The sequence below is a fragment of the Pseudomonas sp. NPDC089554 genome (assembly GCF_050280645.1).
Classification (GTDB): Bacteria; Pseudomonadota; Gammaproteobacteria; order Pseudomonadales; family Pseudomonadaceae; genus Aquipseudomonas.
The window spans coordinates 70283-90792 of sequence record NZ_JBNNVR010000007.1; the positions used below are offsets into that span (position 1 = coordinate 70283).

Genomic DNA, 20510 nt, shown 5'->3' on the forward strand with positions numbered 1-20510 from the left:
GAGTTCGCTTCCATGACATCTGCGTCTGCTGCACTAATTCGCGAAACCTTCCCCGTCGGCCCCCTGCAATGTAACTGCACGCTGATCGGCGACCCGCTCACCAAGAAAGCCATCGTCGTCGACCCCGGCGGTGACGAGCAGAAGATCCTCGCCCGCCTGCAACACCATGGCCTGACCCTGGTGAGCATCATCCACACCCACGCGCATTTCGATCACTTCCTCGCCTCGGGCCGGCTCAAGGCGTTGACCGGCGCGACCTTGCACCTGCACAAGGATGACCAGCCGCTATGGGACGCCCTGGAAATGCAGTGCCAGGTGTTCGGCGTGCCGTTCGCCCCGGTGCCTGCGCCCGACCGCTGGCTGAGCGACGATGAGGAGCTGGCCTGCGGCTGTGGCGTGGCCTTGCATACGCCGGGGCACACGCCCGGATCGATGAGTTTTTGGTTCGCCGATGCCAAGCTGTTGATCGCCGGTGACACCCTGTTCCGTCGCGGCGTGGGGCGCACCGATTTGTGGGGTGGCGATCAGCGGGCTATCGTTCGTTCGATCAAGGAGCGGCTGTATCGCCTGGACGAAGAGGCCATCGTGGTGACCGGCCACGGCCCGGACACCCGGCTCGGCGAGGAAATGCGCGAGAACCCCTTCGTGCGCGCCTGAGGTTCCATGGAATTTTTCCGCCTCGCTGCAATCCAAGGCTGGCAGAGATCCGAGTGATCCGCCGCACTTTCGAATTTCAGTAGGAGCTTGTCCATGTTCACCATGCGTCGTCTGATTATCGTCGCTACCGCCGCTGCCCTGATGTCTGGCTGCGCCAGCCAGAACCCCTACGACAACCAGGGCCAGGCGCAGCAGGGTTCCACCGGGATGAGCAAGACCGCCAAGTACGGTGGCCTGGGCGCGCTGGCCGGCGCCATCGCCGGTGCTGCCATCGACCACAACAACCGCGGCAAGGGCGCACTGATCGGTGCTGCAGCCGTGGGCGCCGCTGCCGCAGGTTATGGCTACTACGCCGACCGTCAGGAAGCAGCGCTGCGCGAGAGCATGGCCAATACCGGCGTGGAAGTGCAGCGCCAGGGTGACCAGATCAAGCTGATCATGCCGGGTAACATCACCTTCGCCACCGACTCGGCGAATATCTCCCCAAGCTTCTACTCGCCGCTGAACAACCTGGCAGGCTCGTTCAAGCAGTTCAACCAGAACACCATCGAAGTGATCGGCTTCACCGACAGCACCGGTAGCCGCCAGCACAACATGGACCTGTCCCAGCGCCGTGCCCAGGCGGTCAGCACCTACCTGACCTCCCAGGGTGTCGACCCGTCGCGGGTATCGGTCCGTGGCATGGGCCCTGACCAACCGATTGCCAGCAACGCCGACGCCAATGGCCGGGCGCAAAACCGTCGGGTAGAGGTGAACCTGAAGCCGATTCCGGGCCAGCAATATGACCAGCAGGGTAATGTTCAGCAGTACCCTTAAGCGTTAGGTTCGAGAATGCCGGGGCCGCTTAGCGGCCCCGTTTCATTTCAGCGTGCGTGACTGGCCTGGATCGCGGTCAACGCGATGGTGTGCACGATATCGTCCACCTGCGCCCCGCGCGGCAAATCGTTCACCGGCTTGCGCAACCCCTGAAGCATCGGCCCCAGGCTCACGCAATCGGCACTGCGCTGCACCGCCTTGTGGGTGGTGTTGCCGGTGTTCAGGTCAGGGAACACGAACACCGTGGCGCGCCCCGCTACCGGGCTGTGCGGTGCCAATTGGCGAGCGATGTCCGGGTTGGCGGCAGCATCGTACTGCAGTGGCCCGTCGATCAGCAGGTCGCGCTCTGCTTGTTGGGCCAGGCGCGTGGCCTCGCGTACCTTCTCCACTTCCTCGTCGCTGGCGGCTGAATCGCTGGAGTAACTGAGCATCGCCACCCGTGGCGCAATGCCGAAGGCCTGTGCCGACTCGGCGCTCTGCCGAGCGATCTCGGCCAGCTCCGCAGCGCTGGGATGCGGGTTCATGATGCAGTCGCCATACACCAGCACCTGCTCGGGGAACAGCATGAAGAACACCGACGACACCAGGCTGCTGCCCGGTGCGGTCTTGATCAGCTGCAAGGCCGGGCGAATGGTGTTGGCCGTGGAGTGCACCAGGCCCGAGACCATGCCGTCCACTTCATCCAGCGCCAGCATCATGGTGGCGATCACCACCGGGTCCTCCAGCTGCTGCTCGGCCATTGGTGCATTGAGGTTGCGGCTTTTGCGCAGGTCGACCATCGGCTCGATGTAGCGGCCGCGAATCAGCTCGGGGTCGAGCACTTCCAGGTCGGCCGGCAAGGTGATGCCCTGGGCACGGGCCACCGCTTCGACCTCCTCGGGCTTGGCCAGCAGCACGCAACGGGCGATGCCGCGCGCCTGGCAGATCGCGGCGGCTTGTACCAGCAGTGGCTCGGCACCCTCGGGCAGGACGATGCGCTTGTTGGCCTGCTGCGCCCGTTGGATCAACTGGTAGCGGAACACCGCCGGCGACAGGCGCAGTTCGCGTGGCGTGCCGCAGCGCTGGTGCAGCCACAGTGCATCGAGGTGGCTGGCGACGAAGTCGGTGATGAATTCGGCGCGCTCCCGGTCGTCCACCGGAATTTCGCGGTTCAGCGAGTTGAGCTGGTTGGCGGTGTCGTAGGAGCCGGTACTCACCGACAGGATCGGCAAGCCGGCCTGCAACGCGCCGCGGCACAGCTCGAGAATGCGCGGGTCGGGTTTGCTGTCGCTGGTCAGCAGCAGGCCGGCCAGGGGCACGCCGTTGATTGCCGCCAGGCTCACCGCGAGGATGATGTCGTCACGATCGCCTGGGGTCACCACCAGGGTGCCGGGCTTTAGCAGCGGTACGGTATTGGCCACGGTGCGCGCGCAGATGATGATCTTGTTCATGCGCCGCTGTTCGTAGTCGCCAGCGTTGAGCACCTGGGCGCCGAGCAGCTCGGCCACGTCACGGGTGCGCGGGGCGTTCAGGTCGGCTTGGTAGGGGATGCAGCCAAGCAGTCGGAAGTCATTGCCGCGCAGCAGCGGCGAGTGCTCGCGCAGGCGCGCCGCGAAGGTGGCCATGCTTTCCTCGGTGCGCACCTTGTTGAGGATCACCCCGAGCACCTTCGGGTCGCGTGGGCCGCCGAACAGCTGGGCTTGCAGCTCGACCCGCCCGGACAGCTCGCTGAGCACCTCGTTTTCCGGCGCCGACACCAGGATCACCTCGGCATCCAGGCTCTTGGCCAGGTGCAGGTTGACCCTCGCGGCGTAGCTGGCGTGGCGCGTGGGTACCATGCCTTCGACCACCACCACGTCGTTGCCTACGCAGGCCTGCTGGTAGAGGCGGATGATTTCTTCGAGCAGCTCGTCGAGCTGGCCATCGCCGAGCATGCGCTCGACCTGGGCCAGGCTCAGCGGGGTCGGGGGCTTGATGCCATGGGTGCGGGCGACCAGCTCGCTGGAGCGCTCGGGGCCGGTGTCACCGGGGTGGTGCTGGGCGATGGGCTTGAAGAAACCCACCTTCAGGCCGCCGCGCTCGAGGGTACGGACCAGCCCCAGGCTGATCGAAGTCAGGCCAACACCAAAGTCGGTCGGCGCGATGAAAAATGTCTGCATGCGTGCTTCTCGGAATAAGCGGTGCAAGGAATCAACGGCCAAGGGTATCGCTATCGACCCCTTGTGCGCACCAGCCACAGTCGAAAGGCATGCCCATGTGCTGCTGGCGCTGCTGCGGGTCGAGTACCCACGGACGTGATTGCCATGGCGGTTGGTGGCGCAGGTGCTGGGTGTGCCCGCACGACAGCTCGGCGACCCAGTGGCCTTCCTCGTCCAGGTGAAAGCCGGTGATCCGACTGATGGGCCGGTTGTCGCCCGAGCCGCGTTCGCAATCGGACGAACCCTTGGTTACACTTGTCCGCTCTATATTCTTTTGCAAAAGGTCTTGCCCCATGCTGATCGCCGCCAACAAGGCTGTGTCCATCGACTATACCCTGACCAACGACGCTGGCGAGGTCATCGACAGCTCCGCCGGTGGCGCGCCGCTGGTGTACCTGCACGGTGCCGGCAACATCATCCCGGGCCTGGAAAAAGCCCTGGAAGGCAAGCAGGCCGGTGATGAACTGACCGTTGCCATCGAGCCGGAAGATGCCTACGGCGAATACCTGGCCGAGCTGGTCAGCACGTTGAACCGCAGCCTGTTCGAAGGTGTCGACCAACTGGAAGTGGGCATGCAGTTCCACGCTTCGGCGCCGGACGGGCAGATGCAGGTCGTCACCATCCGCGACATCGACGGTGACGACGTGACCGTCGACGGCAACCACCCACTGGCCGGCCAGCGCCTGAACTTCAAGGTCAAAGTGGTCAATGTGCGTGACGCCAGCGACGAAGAAGTCGCTCACCGCCACATCCACGGCGAAGGTGGTCATCACCACTGAGTTTCTGCGCTAAGCTCAGAAAGTCGCCAGGCGCTCGGGCAAGCCGGACTCCCCTCGATGAGGGTGATCGGCTTGGTCGCGCGCCTTTTTGGTGGGCGCAATTTGCCCAGACGGCAACCGGAACCTGAGAGGGGAATCAACATGAGTGCATTTCACGACCTGACATTGCAGGCGCTGGACGGCAAGGACCTGCCCCTTGCTCCGTTCAAAGGGCAGGTGGTGCTGGTGGTCAATGTCGCCTCCAAGTGCGGTCTGACGCCTCAATACAAGGCGCTGGAGAACCTGTACCAGGACTACAAGGACCAAGGCTTCAACGTGCTTGGCCTGCCGTGCAACCAGTTTGCCGGCCAGGAACCGGGCAGCGAACAGGAAATTCAGCAGTTCTGCAGCCTCAACTATGGCGTGAGCTTCCCGCTGGGGGCAAAGCTCGAGGTCAACGGCCCACAGCGCCATTCGCTGTACCGGCTGCTGGCCGGGGAGGGGGCGGAGTTCCCGGGGGATATCACCTGGAATTTCGAGAAGTTTCTGGTGGGTAAGGACGGTCGCGTGCTGGCCCGCTTTGCCCCACGTACCGCGCCGGACGACCCCACCGTGGTACAGGCGATCGAAAAAGCCCTGGCATAGGCGGACGTTATCGCGGGGCGCCTCCCCCGCGATACCCGATAATCACCCCAATCAATAATGCTGTGCCATCCCTCTCGCTGCCCCTAATCTCAGGCGCATTCCTCATTCCAACCGGGAGCGCCGCATGTCCACCCACCCACTGTTCCAGCCTTTCACCCTGGGTTCGCTAGAGCTGCCGACCCGTGTGGTCATGGCGCCGATGACCCGTACCTTCTGCCCCGGCGGCGTGCCTCATGCCGGGGTGGTCGAGTACTACCGTCGCCGCGCTGCTGCGGGGGTCGGCCTGGTCATCACCGAAGGCACCACGGTCGGCCACCTGGCGGCCAACGGCTACCCGAACGTGCCACGTTTCCATGGCGAGGACGCCCTGGCCGGTTGGAAGCAGGTGGTCGATGCGGTGCACGCCGAGGGTGGGCGTATCGTGCCGCAGCTGTGGCACGTGGGCAGTGTGCGGCGCCTGGGCACCGAGCCGGATGGCAGCGTGCCGGGCTATGGCCCGAGCGGCAAACTCAAGGATGACAAGGTCGTGGTCCACGAGATGAGCAAGGACGACATTCGCCAGGTGATCGAGGCCTTCGCCCAGGCTGCCCGCGACGCCAAGGCCATTGGCATGGACGGCGTGGAGATCCACGGTGCCCACGGCTACCTGATCGACCAATTCTTCTGGGCCGCAAGCAACCAGCGCAGCGACGAATACGGCGGCGACTTGGCGCAACGTTCGCGCTTCGCCATCGAGCTGGTGCAGGCCGTGCGCGCAGCGGTCGGACCAGACTTCCCGATCATCTTCCGTTTTTCCCAGTGGAAGCAGCAGGACTACAGCGCGCGCCTGGTGGAAACGCCCGAGGCGCTCGCCGCATTCCTCGCGCCACTGGCCGAGGCCGGTGTGGATATCTTCCATTGCTCCACCCGACGCTTCTGGGAGCCGGAATTCGAAGGTTCGGAACTGAACTTGGCCGGCTGGACCCGCAAGCTCACCGGCAAGCCCACCATCACCGTTGGCAGCGTCGGCCTGGACGGCGAGTTCCTGCAATTCATGGTCGACACCGACAAGGTCGCCAAGCCTGCCAGCCTGGAAGGGCTGCTGCGGCGCCTGGGCGACCAGGAGTTCGACCTGGTGGCAGTGGGCCGCGCCCTGCTGGTGGATGCCCAGTGGGCACAGAAGGTGCGCGACGGGCGTGAGCAGGACATCCTGCCGTTCAGCCGCGAGGCGCTGACGAGCCTGGTTTGATCGCCAATGCCGCAGGCGGGCGCTTGCTCTGCACGTCCACCTGCCGGCAGGCGCTGTACAAGTACCCTTCGAACTGCTCGACGATCGCCAGCCAGCCTTGCCTGCTGGCGTGCTGACGCGCATTCAGGCGAACCCTGCGCAGGGTTTCGCTCTCTTCCAGCAGCCAGCAGGCGGCCTCGATGAACGCCGCCTGGTCACCCGGCATCGCCAACGCGCCACTGTGGCCGTGGCGGATGTGCTGGGCCGCTGCGGCCTCGTCATAGGCCACCACTGCCAGCCCAGAGGCCAAGGCCTCCAGCACCACGTTGCCGAAGGTCTCGGTGAGGCTTGGGAACAGGAACAGATCGCCACTGGCATAGTGTTCGGCCAGCACCTCGCCGCGCTGTGCGCCGCAGAAGAGAGCGTCGGGCAACTGCTGTTCGAGCTGAGCACGTTGCGGACCATCGCCGACCACGATCAAGCGCAGGCGCTGCTGTGGGTACGCCTTCTGCAGGGCTTCCATGCAGGGGCGCAGCAGGCTCAGGTTCTTTTCGGCAGCCAGGCGGCCAACATGCAGCACGGCAATGTCGTCGGCTTTCAGGCCCCATTGCTCGCGCAGCGCCTGGTTACGTCGCGCGGGGTTGAACAGGCAGGCATCGACGCCGCGCGCCATCAGCCCCAAACGCTCGAAACCGCGGCGCTCCAACTCCAGGCGCTGGCTGGCGCTGGGCACCAGGGTGATGGTGGTGCGGCGATGGAACCAGCGCAGGTAATGGGTGAGCATCCGGGCCAGCAGCCCCAGTCCGTACTGTCCGGAATACTGCGGGAAGTTGGTGTGGAAGCCGCTGACCACGGCGATGCCCAGGCGCCGGGCGGCGCGCAGGGCGCTGAGCCCTAGCGGGCCTTCGGTGGCGATGTACAGCACATCCGGGCGTTGTCGGCGCCAGCGCCGCCACAGTTTGTGCATCGATACTTCGCCCCATTGCAGCCCCGGGTAGCCGGGCAGCGGCCAGCCACGGCACAGCAGCAAGTCGTCGCCACGGGGGCCGGGCAGGTCGCCGGGTTGGCGTGGACGCACCACCTCCACGCGATGGCCGCGCTGGCGCAAACCCTCGCTGAGGCGGCCAAGGGTGTTGGCCACGCCGTTGATCTCGGGCGGGAAGGTTTCGCTGACCAGGGTGATGTGCAAGTGCGGTGTATTCATATCGAAAAGTCTCCACCTGCCGTATTGCCGTTCGGTGACGGCTGTGTGACTGGCGAGTGAAGTGCGCCGAGAGGGATATTTCCCTGAGCGGCGCTCAAGAATGTCCAGTCACCAGCCGATGCAAAGGCATTCGATGGTGGCGGCTTGGCGCTCGGGGATCGCGGTAATGTTCAACAGCAAACTGAAGAAAGAAATCCAGAAGCTGCGCGAGGAGCTGGCGTCCGTCGAGCAGGTCAAGAACAGCCTGGACAGCGAAATGCTGGTGCTACAGCTGGACCCCCAAGGACGGATCGAGTCGGTCAACAGCAACTTCGAGAAAGAGATGGGCTACCGCGCCGAACAGTTGGTCGGCCGCAACATCGACGAGATCGTCCCGGAGTACTTGAAGAAGCTGGACTGCTACAAGTGCATGAAGAACGCCATCACCCGCAGCGAGCACCTCAATGGCGCGTTTCGCCTGTTGCGTGGCAATGGTGAGGAAGCCTGGCTGCGCTCGATCCTGCAGCCGGTAAAGGACTCCAATGGCCGCACCCGTTACTTCACGATGCATTCCAGTGACCTGACCCGCACCATCGAGACCGCTCGCGAGCACGAAAGCCTGATCAAGGCCTTGATGCGCTCTACCGCCGTGATCGAGTTCAACCTCGACGGCCAGGTGCTGACCGCCAACGACCGCTTCCTGCAAACCATGGGCTATAGCCTGGAGCAAGTGCGCGGCAAGCACCACCGCATGTTCTGCGAACCCGAAGAAGCCAGCTCGGCGGGCTACCGTGCCTTCTGGGAGAAGCTGCGCCGTGGCGAGTACGTCGCCGAGCGCTTCAAGCGCGTCGATGCCCATGGCCGGGTGGTGTGGCTGGAGGCGTCCTACAACCCGATCATCGATTCCCACGATGTGCTCTACAAGGTCGTCAAGTTCGCCACGGTGATCACCGATCAGGTCAACCAGGAGATCGCGGTGGCCGAGGCCGCCGACATCGCCTACAGCACCTCGCTCGAGACCGACACCAGCGCCCGCAAGGCCACCGACGTGGTGACCCAGACCGTCGACGTGATGCGTGGCCTGGAAAGCTCCATGCAGCAGGCCGCCGAGGGCATTCAGGCGCTGGACAAGCAATCCAGGGTGATCGGCTCGATCATCAAGACCATCAGTGACATCGCCGGGCAGACCAACCTGCTGGCGCTCAACGCCGCCATCGAAGCGGCGCGGGCCGGCGAGCAAGGCCGAGGTTTTGCCGTGGTCGCCGACGAAGTGCGCCAGCTGGCCTCGCGTACCAGCAGCGCCACCGACGAAATCGCCAAGGTGGTGCAGCAGAACGAGCAGTTGGCGCAGGCCGCGGTGGATATCATCGACACCAGCAAGCGCCAGGCCGAGCAGGGGTTGAACCTGGCCGACGAGACGGGCCAGGTGATCGTCGAGATCCAGGATGGGGCGAAGAAGGTGGTCAGTGCTGTAGGGCAGTTTTCCAACCAGCTCAGCCATTGATGGGCGTTACTGACGGGTGAGAACGCCCAATGCTAGCCTGTGCGGCAAGCGCACCGCTCAGTCTCCCTGTTCGGTTTTCTTGATGTGGTCGTAGACGATCCCGACGGCATCACTGACCAGCATCAGGTCGGCACCCGCGTACTGGTCCTGTTCGGTGACACCGCGTTGCCTGAACAGGCCCCCGTGCGGGCCGATGGAAGGGCGTTCGCTGTTGATCACTGCCGTGGTTAGCAGCCCTACCAGCGACTCGCTGTAGTTGACTGCCCCGTCCTCACTCCAGGTGGTGTAGAACAGTTGATCGTACGGCTCGCTCACGTCTCGGGCCTCCAGGATTTCGCGCAGCCGCCACTTCACTCGGTGCTCGGCGATGATCGAGCCATGAAGGTGCTCAGGTGTGCCTGCCAGCTCGATGTAGTCTTTCGATGCGACGTCGTAGAATTCCATACTCAATCTCCAATGCGTACCAGGCCGCGACACTGCGGCCTGGCACGCATTGGAAACCGAACGGGCCTGGGCAAGGCCCTACATATGCATTACGTGCGCTCGCGCACCCAGAAGAGCGTGGCCCCTGCCACCGCCGCCGGCATCATCACCACGTTCACCCCCGGGATGAGCAACGCCAGGTAGGTGATGCCGCCAAAACTCAGGCTCTGCCAGCGCTTGCTGCGTAGCCAGGCGAGCATGTCCTGCCAGCTCATCTTGTTGTTATCCGCCGGCAGGTCGATGTACTGGATAGCCATCATCCAGACCCCGAACAGCAACCACAACGGCGCGGCGATCACGTTCACCACGGGGATGAACGAGAGGATGAACAGGCCCAGCGCCCGGGGCAGGAAGTAGCCGAGCTTGCGCATTTCGCGGCTGAAGGTGCGCGGCACCATGGCCACCAGCTCGCCCCAGCTGAAGGCCGGGAAGTTGTCTTCGCCACGTACCACCACCTCGACCTTCTCCGAGAGAAAACCATTGAATGGCGCGGCGATGATGTTGGCCACCAGGGTGAAGGTGAAGAACACCATCAAGATCACCAAGGCGACGAACAACGGCCAGAGAATATAGGTGAGAAAGCCCAGCCACTCGGGCAGAGTCGGCATCAGGGTGTCGACCCATAGGCTGAACTGGTGCCCGGCGAAATACACCAGGCCGCCGAACAGCAGCAGATTGACCGCCAGGGGCAGCAGCACGAACAGCCGCAGGTTCGGGCTCAGGACCAGTTTCAGGCCTTCGCGCAGGTACTGCGGGCCGGAAAGGACAGGGGCTTGCATCGGAAGGCTCCGCAAAAGGGGAAAACGCGCTGACCATACCGAGTTTGTCGAGTCGGCGAAAGGCGCGTGGCAGGTGGGAAACGGCGTGTAACAAAGCCGCTGGACAATGACTATCGGTCGTCTTGTTGGATAGAGCCTGCCTATAAGGTGGATTGTCTAAGGATATTTCCTTAATCTCTGCCACCTCGCTACAGTGCGTTCAAATTTCCACGCCGCGAGCCTTGCAAGGGAAGCGGCAACAGGTTTGCGGGCCTGTGCGTCGTAGCCTTCCCCAAGTGCTGCGCAGGCCCCTTTTAATGCCAGCCGGCGTCGCCGGCACAGTGGTGCCGGCCCTAGGCGCCGGCTCGACAGGAGTACGACATGTCCGAAGTACGTCATTCGCGGGTCATCATCCTCGGTTCCGGCCCTGCCGGTTACAGCGCTGCGGTCTATGCCGCGCGCGCCAACCTCAAGCCGCTGCTGATCACCGGCCTGCAGGCTGGCGGCCAGCTGACCACCACCACCGAAGTCGACAACTGGCCGGGCGACCCCCATGGCCTGACCGGCCCGGCGCTGATGCAACGTATGCAGGAACACGCCGAGCGCTTCGAGACCGAGATCGTCTTCGATCACATCAATGCTGTCGACCTGGCCAGCAAACCCTTCACCCTGACCGGTGACAGCGGCACCTACACCTGCGACGCGCTGATCATCGCCACCGGTGCCAGCGCCCGCTACCTGGGCCTGCCGTCGGAAGAAACCTTCATGGGCAAGGGCGTTTCGGCCTGCGCGACCTGCGACGGTTTCTTCTACCGCAACAAGCCGGTCGCCGTGGTCGGTGGCGGCAACACTGCCGTGGAAGAGGCCCTGTACCTGGCCAACATCGCCAGCAAGGTCACCCTGGTGCACCGCCGCGATACCTTCCGTGCCGAGAAGATCCTGATCGACAAGCTGCACGCCCGTGTCGCCGAAGGCAAGATCGAACTCAAGCTCAACGCCACCCTCGACGAAGTGCTGGGTGACAACATGGGCGTGACCGGTGCGCGCCTGAAGAACAACGACGGCAGCAGCGACGAGCTGAAGGTCGACGGCGTGTTCATTGCCATCGGCCACACTCCGAACACCTCGCTGTTCGAAGGCCAGCTGGCGCTCAAGGACGGCTACCTGGTGGTCCATGGCGGCCGTGAAGGCAATGCCACCGCCACTAACGTCGAAGGTGTGTTCGCTGCCGGCGACGTGGCCGACCATGTGTATCGCCAGGCGATCACCTCGGCCGGTGCTGGCTGCATGGCTGCATTGGACGTGGAGCGCTACCTGGACGGCCTGGCCAACGCCTCGTTCTAAGTCGCGTCCCCATTACGAAAGAACCGGCCCTGTGGCCGGTTCTTTCGTTTCAGCCTGCCGTCGCTGCGCTGCGAAACGCGGTAGGTGACAGCCCCGTCACGCGTTTGAAGGCATTGCTGAAGGCGCTTTCCGAGCCATAGCCCAGCGATCCGGCCAGCACCGCCACCGACGTGTTCTCTTCACGCAGGGCGCGTTCGGCCAGGCGCATGCGCCATTCGGTGAGGTACGTCAGTGGCGCCACGCCGGCCGCTGTTCTGAAGTGCAGGGCAAAGGTGGTGCGCGACATGGCGCAGGCCTGGGCCAGTTCCTCCAGGTGCCAGGCCCGCGCCGGGTCGCCATGCATCAGGCGCAGGGCCGGGGCCAGGCGTGGCGCGCCGAGGGCCCGCAGCCAACTGGCCGGCAGTGGCGTGGCGGTTTGCAGGTGGGCACGCAGGATCTGGATGAACAGCAACTGTGACAACTGCGCCGACGCCAGTTGCGCGCCCGGCTGCCCGGTGCTGCGCTCGGCCACCAGCTGGTCGAGCAGCCAGCGGAAGTTGCTCGCCTGCGTCGAGGCAGCCGGTACGTGGATCCACGCGGGCAGCACATCGGCCAGCAAGCGCCCGCTGCCAGGGTCGAGCAGCACGTGGCCGCCGATATGGGTGAAGTCGTTGGCATCGCCCAGCACCACCGGCGATGGCCCGGAGGCGCTGAACACGCTCATCGCATCGACTGGCTCGGTGTCCAGGTCGCTGGCCAGCACGAAGCTGCGCCGGGCGGTCAGCAGGCCGACATCACCGGTATCGAAGCGAACCGCCTGCGCCTCGCCGTCGATCTGCACCCAGCAGTGGCCTTTGACCACAGCGAAGAACTTGATCTTGTCGGGTGCTGGAAAGCGCAGCGCCCAATGGCCGCCCGCGCTGAAGCCGCCGGTGGTCAGGGAAGTGGCATTGGTGAGCCGGAGAATTTCGGAAAACGGGTCGATGTTCATCGCCGTACTCTCGCGCAACCAATGCGCACGTTCAAGCATTAACAGTACGAAGGGCGCGCCTTAACCTTTCTCCATCCGCGCTTTGCGCAACCCATCGAGAGAGGAAACCAACGTGAGCGAACCTTGGGTATTGGTCACCGGCGGTACCGGCTTCATCGCCCAACATTGCATCATTGCCCTGTTGAACCAGGGCTATCGGGTGCGCACGACGATCCGCTCGGCGGCGCGTGAGGCTGAGGTGCGCGACTACCTCAAGGTTGGCGGCGTGGAGCCGGGCGAGCGTTTGCAGGTCGTCGTCGCCGACCTTGGCGACGATGCTGGCTGGGCCCAGGCAGCCGCAGGTTGCAGCTACGTGTTGCACGGCGCCTCGCCGACCCCGTCGGGGGACCAGCAGCGCGAGGAGGACTGGATCAGGCCGGCAGTGGACGGCAACCTGCGTGTGCTGCGCGCCGCGCGCGATGCCAGGGTCAAACGCGTGGTGCTGACTTCGGCCTTCGGTGCAGTGGGTGTCGGGCACAGCCCTGAATATCGGCGCCCGTTCGATGAGACCGACTGGAGCGACCTGAACGGCAATGTCGCGCCTTACCAGAAATCCAAGACCCTGTCCGAGCGCGCCGCCTGGGACTTCATCCAGCGCGAAGGCGGCGGCCTGGAGCTGTCGGCAATCAACCCGGTGGCGGTACTCGGGCCTGCGCTGGGCGCCGACTATTCGCACTCCATCCGCATCATTGTCAGCCTGCTGCAAGGGCAGGCCGGTTGCCCACGGATCAACTCGGGCTTCGTCGATGTGCGCGACCTCGCCGACCTGCACCTGCTGGCCATGACCCACCCCGCCGCCAAGGGCGAGCGTTTCCTGGCGATTGCCGGTGAAAGCATGTGGATGACCGAGGTCGCCAAGGTGCTGCGCGCCAACCTGGGCGAGGCGGCCAGCAAGGTCTCGACCCGCGAGCTGCCCAGTTGGATGGTACGCCTGGCGGCGCGCAGCAACCCGAACATGAAGTCGATGGCGCCGCTGCTGGAGGTGAACATGAACTGCACCAGCGAGAAGGCCCGACGCCTGCTCGGTTGGTCGCCACGTTCACGGGAGGAGGCGATCGTCGCCACTGCCCGCAGCGTGGTCAGCCTAGGGTTGGTATGACAAGCCGCCGAGCGGCGATGAGGCGAGCGTAAACAGACACGGAGTATTCATTGATTACCAATATTGCTCTGTGTCTGTTTCAACGCAAGATCATCACCGCATAGGTATGATTCGAAAAAAGTCTGTGAGCCCATAATCTCGGCACGCTATTTAGTGCAGTACCGGTAACCTGTGCTTTTCGCTACAGCTTGAGATTGGGAACTAAGTTGTGCTGAGTGACGATGCTAAGTTGATCAAACCTCTACGTCAAACTCCCCCGTCGCGGTGAAGTTTTCACCCTCACGGGAAACGTAATGCAATTCGTAGTGCCCCTTCACTTTTTCGGCAGAGGCCTCTATGAAGTTGATGGTTCCCTGGTGGGCTTTTACATGGCCCATGCCCATGCCATGCGAGGCCATGTGAATTTCTGAGAAATAATCGTCGACGCCGATGATTTTTTCACCCGCCTCCAATGGCTGCTGCTCCTCCCTGGTAATAGTTATCCAATTAAAACCGTTTTCTACGGCATTGACTGTAAACGGAAGCAGGCGGATCAGGTTGAAATCACTATTTTCATGAACAATTTGATCGTTTTTCTTTAGGACTAATATAAACGTGCCGGTGGAGGCTACGTTTTGAGTGGAGTCGAGGGTAAGTTCTTCATTTTTCATGGTGCCACCTATTGGCTGAGGGATTTAGCCAAGCTTACGTAAGCGCGAGCACCATCTGCTACTGGTAGGATTGTCAGGCTAAGTACGAAGGCAGAGAATACTTCAGGTTATAAGTTGAGGTTTTTAGTGCGGGTCTTGGCAGGCGCCATTGCGGTGTGTTTTTGCAAAGCCGTTAATAAAACCTAATCATTCAGGCAAACTAACAAAAACGAAAATGCAGCATGTTATACGGCCAAGCTTTCCAGCGCTGAGGCAACGCCGAAAAGCCCGAACGCAATCAGCGCAACTACAGGCTCAGTCGCATCGACAGGTCGACCGCCTTCACATCCTTGGTCATGGCGCCGATGGAGATGTAGTCCACGCCGGTCTCTGCGATCACTCGCAAGGTCGTTTCGTTGACCCCACCGCTGGCCTCCAGCTTGGCCTTGCCCGCGTTGATACGCACCGCTTCGCGCATTTCGTCCAGGTTCAGCTCGTCGAGCATGACGATATCGGCCCCAGCCGCCAGGGCCTGGCGCAGTTCGTCCAGGCTTTCCACTTCGATTTCCACCGGCTTGCCCGGGGCGATGCGGTGCGCCGCAGCCACGGCCTCGGCCACGCCACCGCTGGCGGCGATGTGGTTTTCCTTGATCAGGAAGGCGTCGTACAGGCCGATGCGGTGGTTATGGCAACCGCCGCAGGTCACGGCGTACTTCTGCGCCAGGCGCAGGCCCGGCAGGGTCTTGCGGGTATCGAGCAGGCGCACCTGGGTGCCCTCGACCAGGTCGGCGAGAAAGCGTGCGCGGGTGGCGACGCCCGACAGCATCTGCAGGAAGTTCAAGGCCGAGCGTTCGCCGCTGAGCAGCGAGCGCGCCGGGCCTTCGAGGTGGAACAGCACCTGGTTGGCCATGGCCCGTTCGCCATCGGCTACCTGCCAGTGCACCGCCACCCGTGGGTCGAGCTGGCGGAACACCGCGTCGACCCAGGCGGTACCGGCGATCACGCAGTCATCGCGGGTGATGATGGTCGCCTTGGCCAGGCGCTCGGCCGGGATCAACTGGGCAGTGATGTCGCCGCTGCCGATGTCTTCCAGCAGCGCGCGGCGCACGTTGGATTCGATTTCGGCGGTGAGGTCGGCGAGGCGTAGGTTCGGCATGTTCGGCTCCACAAGCTAGATGCCGGCGATTATAGGGCAGGGGCCTGTGCTGTACAGCCGCAAGACAAATGACCTTTGGTCGGGTCGCGGGGAGCATTTGGCGAAATTCGTGGTCCTTGAAGTCCGGATGAATGTGCGCTGGCAGCTGTAGGAATTTTCCCTGATAATGGGCGTCTAGTTATTGGCGTCATAGCTTTGACGAATTTTTGCGACGCAATCCAATCACACCCATCAAGGAGTTCGGGATGCACGAAGAAGGCAAGGTGGTGCCCATGGCGGCGGCCATCGACCGAGCGGGGCGCATGCCTCTGCCTGGCCTTCCCGTATTGCTCCTGCAAGTGCGCGACAAGGCGGCGCTGCAATTGCGCCTGGGCTTGCAGGCGCTGTTCGACAATGCCGACGACGCGTTGTTCGAGATGGCCGACAAGACCGGCGCCAACCCCCGCCAGCACCTGTACTTCGAGGCCATGCGCGACCTGCGCCTGAAGCGCAAAAGCATCGAACGTGGCTTCCTCGACATCTTCTACGAACATTTCGCCCGCATCGGCCTGCCCGAGCCGCAGGTTCTGCTGGCGATGGCCGAGCCCGCCCGCGGCATGGCGCATGTCGAACGTGACAAGGCCGTCGCCGGTATGGTCGACCGCGTGTTGTCGCGTGACGGCTTTGCCCTGGGGCAATTGCAACAACGTTTCGAGGCACTGCTGGAACTGCCGCTCGATGAGCAGCACAACCCCCTGGCGCCCGGGCGCCTCTGCGAGTTCTTCCTGGAAGCAGGGCGTAACCTCGGGGTAGGGCTGCAGGTCAAGTTGATCCTGCTCAAGCTGTTCGAACGCTATGTACTGCGCGATGCCGACCTGCTGTATGGCGATGCCAACCAAGCGCTGGCCGCCGCTGGCGTGCTGCCCGAGCTGGCCCCTGCGCCACGTCGGCGTGCCGAAGACCGTCGGCACGCGGCGCAGCGTGCCCCGGGCAGGCTGGACAGCAGCCTGGATATTGGTGCTGACAGCGCAGGCCTGGCTTTCCTGGCCTCGCTCGAGGCATTACTGGCCCCCGCGCGCGGACGTTTCGCCCCCCGCTTGCAAAGCGTCGCCTCAGCGCAAACGATTGGCAGTTCCGACCTGCTGCGCCTGCTCACGCACCTGCAACACTATGTACCCGGCCCTTCCGAAGCCGACGATTTCGACCTGGGCCAGCAACTTGAGCAACTGTTGCTGCGGGTGAGTGTGCGCAGCGGTAGCCGGCGACGTATCGCCAACACCGACGAAGACATCATCAACCTGGTCGGCCTGGTGTTCGGCTACATACAGGCTGACGACAACCTGCCCGAGCCACTGCGCGGCCTGATCGGTCGTTTGCACATCCCGCTGCTCAAGGTGGCGCTGCTGGACAAATCGCTGTTCAGCCGCGCCAGCCACCCTGCGCGGCGCCTGCTCAATGAAATCGCCACCATCGCCATCGGCTGGGAAAACTGTGGCGAGGGGCTGCGCGACAGCTTGCAGTTGCGTGTGGCGCGTATCGTCCAGCGGCTGCTCAACGATTTCACCGACGACTCGCAACTGTTCGGCGAGCTGCTTGAGGAGTTCCTGAACTTCAGCACCGAAGAGCGGCGCCGCAATGACCTGCTCGAACAGCGTACCCGCGACGCCGAGGAGGGCCGGGCCAAGGCCATGCAGGCGCGGCGACAGGTCGAGCGGGTGCTCAGCGAGCGCCTGCGCGGCCATATCTTGCCGCACGTGGTGGTGCAGGTGCTGGTACAAGGCTGGAGCCAAGTGTTGCTGCTGGCGTGGCTCAAGCACGGCGAAGACTCGCCGGCCTGGGGCGAGGCGCTGGCGACGCTGGATGCGCTGCTCGCCAGCATTGCCCCGCACCCCCATGCCGAGGCGCGCCAGCGCCTGCTGGCACAGGTACCGGGCTTGCTCAAGGCGCTGCGGGGCGGCCTGGCGGGGGTCGCGCTGGATTCGGCGATGCTGCGTGACTTCTTCTTGCGCCTGGAACAACTGCACCTGCGTGCCTGCGCCGAGCCGGGCAGCCTGGATGTCCTGGCCGCGCAGCTCGATGAAGTACGGGTGGAGCAGGACATCGTCCTGGCGATTGCCGAGGAACCGGCCTTCGAAACGCTGCCCATGCAGGATGGCCAAGGCCCTGAGCTCAAGCAGGTGCAAAGGTTGCGAGTCGGTACCTGGATCGAGGTGTCCGACGAGGACGAGCCACTGCGCTGCAAACTGGTAGCGCGTATCGACAGCCGCGACCGTCTGGTGTTCGCCAACCGCACCGGCATGAAAGTGCGCGAGTGGAACAGCCACGGCCTGGCGCATGCGCTGCGCCGGGGCGAGGCGCGGGTGCTGGACGATGGCTTGTTGTTCGAGCGGGCGCTGGAGTCCGTGCTCGAAGACCTGCGGCGCCAGCAGGCGCGCTGAGCGCGCGGCGGCACAATCATTTACATGCAAGCCGCCCCACCCCACGGCATACTGGCCGCTCGTACCCGGCGCTTTTCAGGACCTTTTCATGCAACTGGACCGCTCCACTGGCTGGTTCTCCGGTGTCACCCACTGCCCTTCGCCGAATTTCAACGCCCGCCCCGATGGCGAAGCGATCTCCCTGCTGGTGATCCATAACATCAGCCTGCCGCCAGCCTGTTTCGGCACCGGCAAGGTCCAGCAGTTCTTCCAGAACCAGCTCGACCCGGCCGAACATCCCTACTTCGCGAGCATCTGCCACCTCACCGTGTCGGCGCACCTGTTCATCGAGCGCGACGGGGCGGTGACCCAGTTCGTTTCGCTGCTCGACCGTGCCTGGCATGCCGGGGTATCAAGCTTCGATGGCCGCGAAGGCTGCAATGACTTTTCCATCGGCATCGAGCTGGAAGGCACCGACGAGCTGCCCTACACCGATGCCCAGTACCTTGCCTTGCAGCAGCTGACCGGGCAGATTCGCAACGCCTGGCCGGTGATTGGCCTTGAGCGCATCCAGGGCCACAACGACATTGCCCCGCAACGCAAGACCGACCCGGGGCCGGCATTCGACTGGCAGCGCTACCGAGCCGCGCTGAACGAAGAGGGCAATACATGAGTTTCCTGGTGTTGGTGCTGGTGCTGTGGATCGAGAAATTCTCGGCCTTGCGCCCGCGGGTACAACGCGACGGTTTCTTCCTGGGCGAACTGGTGCGCCTGGAGCGCAGTGGCAAGGTGCACCCCTGGTGGAGCCTGGCGATCGTGGTGCTGGCCCCGGTGGCGTTGCTGAGCCTGCTGCTGTATGTGCTGGAGCCGGTGGCCTATGGGCTGTTGGCATTGTCGGTACATGTGCTGGTGTTGCTCTACAGCCTTGGGCGTGGCGACGCCAAGGCGGCGCTTGGCGCGTTCCGCGATGCCTGGCGCCGCGGCGACCAGCAGGCCGCGCTGCATGTCGCCGAGCGTGACCTGGGCTTGGCCGCGGACGACCCGCGCGACCTGCTGGCGCGGGTGCAGGGCAACCTGCTGTGGCAGGCCTACCAGAGCTTTTTCGCGGTGATCTTCTGGTATTTCCTGCTCGGCCCGGCGGCGGCGCTGGCCTATCGCCTGCTGGCCCTGAGTGCCGCCAACAGCCACCAGCCCGCGCTCAAGGAGCGTGCCGCGCAGCTGCGTCATGCCTTCGACTGGCTGCCGGTGCGGGTGCTGGCCATGAGCTTTGCGCTGGTCGGCAATTTCGTCTCGGTCACCCGGGTAATGCTGCACGAAGTGCTCAATTGGCATATCAGTGCCGGTCAGTTGGTGGCGCGCGTCGGCCGGGTGGCCGACGACATTCCCGAGGAAGAAGAGGACGCCCAGCGCGGCCTGGGGCGTCTGGATAGCCTGTGGGAGCTGCTGCTGCGCTGCGCGGTGCTGTGGTATGCGGCGTTCGCCCTGTGGACAGTGCTGGGTTGAGCAGCGCCGCTTAACTTTAAGTTACAAACCTTGGGTTCATTCTGCGCTATACAAAGCATTGGCCGTTAATGGCCTAGTGCTACACCGTAGAACAACAAGAATCCAAGGAGGTGATCCATGAAGCTGCTGCTCCATCCGGCCATCGCACTGATGAACCGGCTGAGCTTCGGCATGAAGTTCAGCCTGGTCAGTGTTCTGTTCTTCCTGCCCATGCTGGTCACCAGCTTCTACCTCGTGCGTGATGCCTACCGCCAGTTCGACGCCACCAGCATGGAGTTGCACGGCCTTGGCCCGTTGGCCGGCAGCTTGGCCTTGCGCAACGACCTCGAAAGCCTGGGCAGCCTGTTGCAGATCAATGCCGTGCTAGGCCAGTCGGGCCAGGCCGGTGATGTCGAGACGCGGATCGGCGCACTGCAAGACAAGGTGCAGGCGCAACTCCAGGCCTTGCAAGGCAACGACGAACACCTCGAAGCCAAGCGCGTCGAGCTGGCCGAGGCCTTCGCCCAGGCCCGTGGCGAGTCGTCGTTGCAGAACAAGACGGCGCTGTTCGACAAGCTGCTGGCCCAGGCCCAGGTGTTCAACAAGCAGGTGGCCAGCCAGGCTGGCCTGACCCAGGACAGCCAGGCGTCGGTACGCCAATTGAGCGAGCTGCTGGGCAGCGCCACCGGCCAGGTCACCCAGGTGCTTGGGGAAGGTCGGGCGATGGGGGCCGTGGCCTTGGGGCGCGGCTTTATCGACTCCTCCGGCAGTGCCCGCTTCGAAGACCTGTTGCAGCGTCTTGAGCGGCTGTCGGCCGACTATGCCTTGCGCCTGGACGATGCCTTGTCCGCAGATGCCGCAGTGCGTGCTGCGCTGGGCAGCGCTGCCGAGGCCAGCCAGGCCACCGTGAAGCAGGCTGCGACGCTGTTCGAGGACCAGGTGATCGTGGCCGAGAGCCTGGATGCCCCGTGGCCCGCTTTCCATGAGCAGGTCAGCGGCTTGATGGCCCAGACCTACCAGCTCAACGACGCCGTCATCGCCCACTTGCAGCAGCAGTTGCAGGAGCGCCTCGGCGAGCACCGTTGGCGCATGGTTGCCCTGGTCGCGGCGCTGGCGACGGTGTTGCTGCTGATCCTTTACCTGTACGGCGGCTTCTATGTGTCGACCCGTGAAACCCTGGGCAAGCTCGGCGCGGCCATGGACAAAG

At 63.9% G+C, this 20510-nt stretch carries 18 protein-coding genes and 2 pseudogenes; 12 read left to right on the forward strand and 8 right to left on the reverse strand.

From position 1 onward, the window contains the following. Positions 1-12: 12 nt before the first annotated feature. Together ACQKPE_RS04050 and ACQKPE_RS04055 are read left to right on the forward strand one after the other, a co-directional pair. Positions 13-657: an MBL fold metallo-hydrolase gene (locus tag ACQKPE_RS04050; RefSeq protein WP_427663480.1), complete on the forward strand. Its 645-nt coding sequence runs from the start codon at positions 13-15 to the stop codon at positions 655-657. Positions 658-750: 93 nt separating this feature from the next. Next, positions 751-1473 (forward strand): OmpA family protein, encoded by a 723-nt coding sequence (locus ACQKPE_RS04055; RefSeq protein WP_427663481.1) that lies wholly within the window; start codon positions 751-753, stop codon positions 1471-1473. Between the two features lie 47 nt (positions 1474-1520). On the opposite strand, the gene pta is transcribed toward ACQKPE_RS04055, so the two are convergent. Continuing rightward, positions 1521-3611: a phosphate acetyltransferase gene (gene pta / locus ACQKPE_RS04060; protein WP_427663482.1), complete on the reverse strand. Its 2091-nt coding sequence runs from the start codon at positions 3609-3611 to the stop codon at positions 1521-1523. 31 nt (positions 3612-3642) lie between these two features. Beyond that, positions 3643-3945 (reverse strand): DUF3565 domain-containing protein, encoded by a 303-nt coding sequence (locus tag ACQKPE_RS04065; protein ID WP_427663483.1) that lies wholly within the window; start codon positions 3943-3945, stop codon positions 3643-3645. Here ACQKPE_RS04065 and ACQKPE_RS04070 point away from each other — a divergent pair. The 3 genes from ACQKPE_RS04070 (at position 3944) to ACQKPE_RS04080 (ending at position 6281) form a co-directional block, all read left to right on the forward strand. After that, positions 3944-4429, forward strand: a complete 486-nt coding sequence (locus tag ACQKPE_RS04070; RefSeq protein WP_427663484.1) for an FKBP-type peptidyl-prolyl cis-trans isomerase — start codon at positions 3944-3946, stop codon at positions 4427-4429. The genes ACQKPE_RS04065 and ACQKPE_RS04070 overlap by 2 nt on opposite strands. 141 nt (positions 4430-4570) lie before the next feature. Further along, positions 4571-5053: a glutathione peroxidase gene (locus ACQKPE_RS04075; protein WP_427663485.1), complete on the forward strand. Its 483-nt coding sequence runs from the start codon at positions 4571-4573 to the stop codon at positions 5051-5053. Positions 5054-5177: 124 nt separating this feature from the next. After that, positions 5178-6281, forward strand: coding sequence for an NADH:flavin oxidoreductase (locus ACQKPE_RS04080; RefSeq protein ID WP_427663486.1), 1104 nt, complete (start codon positions 5178-5180; stop codon positions 6279-6281). On the opposite strand, the gene ACQKPE_RS04085 is transcribed toward ACQKPE_RS04080, so the two are convergent. After that, the gene (locus ACQKPE_RS04085; protein WP_427663487.1) at positions 6250-7464 is read right to left on the reverse strand and encodes a glycosyltransferase family 4 protein; all 1215 of its coding nucleotides are present in this window, start codon (positions 7462-7464) and stop codon (positions 6250-6252) included. The two genes, ACQKPE_RS04080 and ACQKPE_RS04085, sit on opposite strands and share 32 nt — an antisense overlap. A 256-nt stretch (positions 7465-7720) precedes the next feature. On the opposite strand from ACQKPE_RS04085, the pseudogene ACQKPE_RS04090 reads away from it, so the two are divergent. Together ACQKPE_RS04090 and ACQKPE_RS04095 are read left to right on the forward strand one after the other, a co-directional pair. Then, positions 7721-8401, forward strand: a pseudogene (locus ACQKPE_RS04090) (PAS domain-containing protein); the annotation flags it as partial. A gap of 129 nt (positions 8402-8530) precedes the next feature. Next, a pseudogene (locus tag ACQKPE_RS04095) lies at positions 8531-8947 on the forward strand (methyl-accepting chemotaxis protein); the annotation flags it as partial. Between the two features lie 57 nt (positions 8948-9004). On the opposite strand, the gene ACQKPE_RS04100 reads toward ACQKPE_RS04095, so the two are convergent. Both ACQKPE_RS04100 and cysZ read right to left on the reverse strand, forming a co-directional pair. Next, positions 9005-9391 carry a hypothetical protein gene (locus ACQKPE_RS04100; protein WP_427663488.1) on the reverse strand — a complete coding sequence of 129 codons (387 nt, stop codon included), beginning with the start codon at positions 9389-9391 and terminating at the stop codon, positions 9005-9007. An 89-nt stretch (positions 9392-9480) separates the two neighbouring features. Further along, on the reverse strand, positions 9481-10209 hold the full coding sequence (gene cysZ / locus ACQKPE_RS04105; RefSeq protein ID WP_427663489.1) for a sulfate transporter CysZ: 729 nt from the start codon (positions 10207-10209) through the stop codon (positions 9481-9483). 360 nt (positions 10210-10569) lie between these two features. Between cysZ and trxB the strand changes: the two genes are divergently transcribed. After that, positions 10570-11532: a thioredoxin-disulfide reductase gene (gene trxB, locus ACQKPE_RS04110; protein WP_427663490.1), complete on the forward strand. Its 963-nt coding sequence runs from the start codon at positions 10570-10572 to the stop codon at positions 11530-11532. 49 nt (positions 11533-11581) lie between these two features. Here the strand turns inward: trxB and ACQKPE_RS04115 are convergent, their stop codons facing one another. Continuing rightward, positions 11582-12541 (reverse strand): AraC family transcriptional regulator, encoded by a 960-nt coding sequence (locus tag ACQKPE_RS04115; protein ID WP_427663491.1) that lies wholly within the window; start codon positions 12539-12541, stop codon positions 11582-11584. Between the two features lie 73 nt (positions 12542-12614). On the opposite strand from ACQKPE_RS04115, the gene ACQKPE_RS04120 reads away from it, so the two are divergent. After that, positions 12615-13640 carry an SDR family oxidoreductase gene (locus ACQKPE_RS04120; RefSeq protein ID WP_427663492.1) on the forward strand — a complete coding sequence of 342 codons (1026 nt, stop codon included), beginning with the start codon at positions 12615-12617 and terminating at the stop codon, positions 13638-13640. 233 nt (positions 13641-13873) lie between these two features. Here ACQKPE_RS04120 and ACQKPE_RS04125 read toward each other — a convergent pair whose 3' ends face one another. Together ACQKPE_RS04125 and nadC are read right to left on the reverse strand one after the other, a co-directional pair. Continuing rightward, complete coding sequence (locus ACQKPE_RS04125; RefSeq protein ID WP_427663493.1) at positions 13874-14290, reverse strand: hypothetical protein; 417 nt, start codon at positions 14288-14290, stop codon at positions 13874-13876. 286 nt (positions 14291-14576) lie between these two features. Continuing rightward, entirely contained in the window at positions 14577-15425 is an 849-nt protein-coding gene (nadC, locus tag ACQKPE_RS04130) for a carboxylating nicotinate-nucleotide diphosphorylase (protein WP_427663494.1), read from the reverse strand. 245 nt (positions 15426-15670) lie between these two features. Between nadC and ACQKPE_RS04135 the strand changes: the two genes are divergently transcribed. From ACQKPE_RS04135 to ampE, 3 genes are all read left to right on the forward strand, one after another. Further along, the gene (locus ACQKPE_RS04135; protein WP_427663495.1) at positions 15671-17842 is read left to right on the forward strand and encodes a DUF1631 domain-containing protein; all 2172 of its coding nucleotides are present in this window, start codon (positions 15671-15673) and stop codon (positions 17840-17842) included. Positions 17843-17930: 88 nt separating this feature from the next. Beyond that, complete coding sequence (ampD, locus tag ACQKPE_RS04140; protein ID WP_427663496.1) at positions 17931-18494, forward strand: 1,6-anhydro-N-acetylmuramyl-L-alanine amidase AmpD; 564 nt, start codon at positions 17931-17933, stop codon at positions 18492-18494. Then, entirely contained in the window at positions 18491-19324 is an 834-nt protein-coding gene (gene ampE / locus ACQKPE_RS04145; RefSeq protein WP_427663497.1) for a regulatory signaling modulator protein AmpE, read from the forward strand. Before ampD ends, ampE begins: the two co-directional genes overlap by 4 nt. Positions 19325-20510 lie beyond the last annotated feature (1186 nt).

Coding starts and splice junctions, on each gene's coding strand:
- ACQKPE_RS04050 (WP_427663480.1), top strand. CDS start 13: ATGACATCTGCGTCTGCTGCACTAATTCGCGAAACCTTCCCCGTCGGC.
- ACQKPE_RS04055 (WP_427663481.1), top strand. CDS start 751: ATGTTCACCATGCGTCGTCTGATTATCGTCGCTACCGCCGCTGCCCTG.
- pta (WP_427663482.1), bottom strand. CDS start 3,611: ATGCAGACATTTTTCATCGCGCCGACCGACTTTGGTGTTGGCCTGACT.
- ACQKPE_RS04070 (WP_427663484.1), top strand. CDS start 3,944: ATGCTGATCGCCGCCAACAAGGCTGTGTCCATCGACTATACCCTGACC.
- ACQKPE_RS04065 (WP_427663483.1), bottom strand. CDS start 3,945: ATGGGGCAAGACCTTTTGCAAAAGAATATAGAGCGGACAAGTGTAACC.
- ACQKPE_RS04075 (WP_427663485.1), top strand. CDS start 4,571: ATGAGTGCATTTCACGACCTGACATTGCAGGCGCTGGACGGCAAGGAC.
- ACQKPE_RS04080 (WP_427663486.1), top strand. CDS start 5,178: ATGTCCACCCACCCACTGTTCCAGCCTTTCACCCTGGGTTCGCTAGAG.
- ACQKPE_RS04085 (WP_427663487.1), bottom strand. CDS start 7,464: ATGAATACACCGCACTTGCACATCACCCTGGTCAGCGAAACCTTCCCG.
- ACQKPE_RS04100 (WP_427663488.1), bottom strand. CDS start 9,391: ATGGAATTCTACGACGTCGCATCGAAAGACTACATCGAGCTGGCAGGC.
- cysZ (WP_427663489.1), bottom strand. CDS start 10,209: ATGCAAGCCCCTGTCCTTTCCGGCCCGCAGTACCTGCGCGAAGGCCTG.
- trxB (WP_427663490.1), top strand. CDS start 10,570: ATGTCCGAAGTACGTCATTCGCGGGTCATCATCCTCGGTTCCGGCCCT.
- ACQKPE_RS04115 (WP_427663491.1), bottom strand. CDS start 12,541: ATGCTTGAACGTGCGCATTGGTTGCGCGAGAGTACGGCGATGAACATC.
- ACQKPE_RS04125 (WP_427663493.1), bottom strand. CDS start 14,290: ATGAAAAATGAAGAACTTACCCTCGACTCCACTCAAAACGTAGCCTCC.
- nadC (WP_427663494.1), bottom strand. CDS start 15,425: ATGCCGAACCTACGCCTCGCCGACCTCACCGCCGAAATCGAATCCAAC.
- ACQKPE_RS04135 (WP_427663495.1), top strand. CDS start 15,671: ATGCACGAAGAAGGCAAGGTGGTGCCCATGGCGGCGGCCATCGACCGA.
- ampD (WP_427663496.1), top strand. CDS start 17,931: ATGCAACTGGACCGCTCCACTGGCTGGTTCTCCGGTGTCACCCACTGC.
- ampE (WP_427663497.1), top strand. CDS start 18,491: ATGAGTTTCCTGGTGTTGGTGCTGGTGCTGTGGATCGAGAAATTCTCG.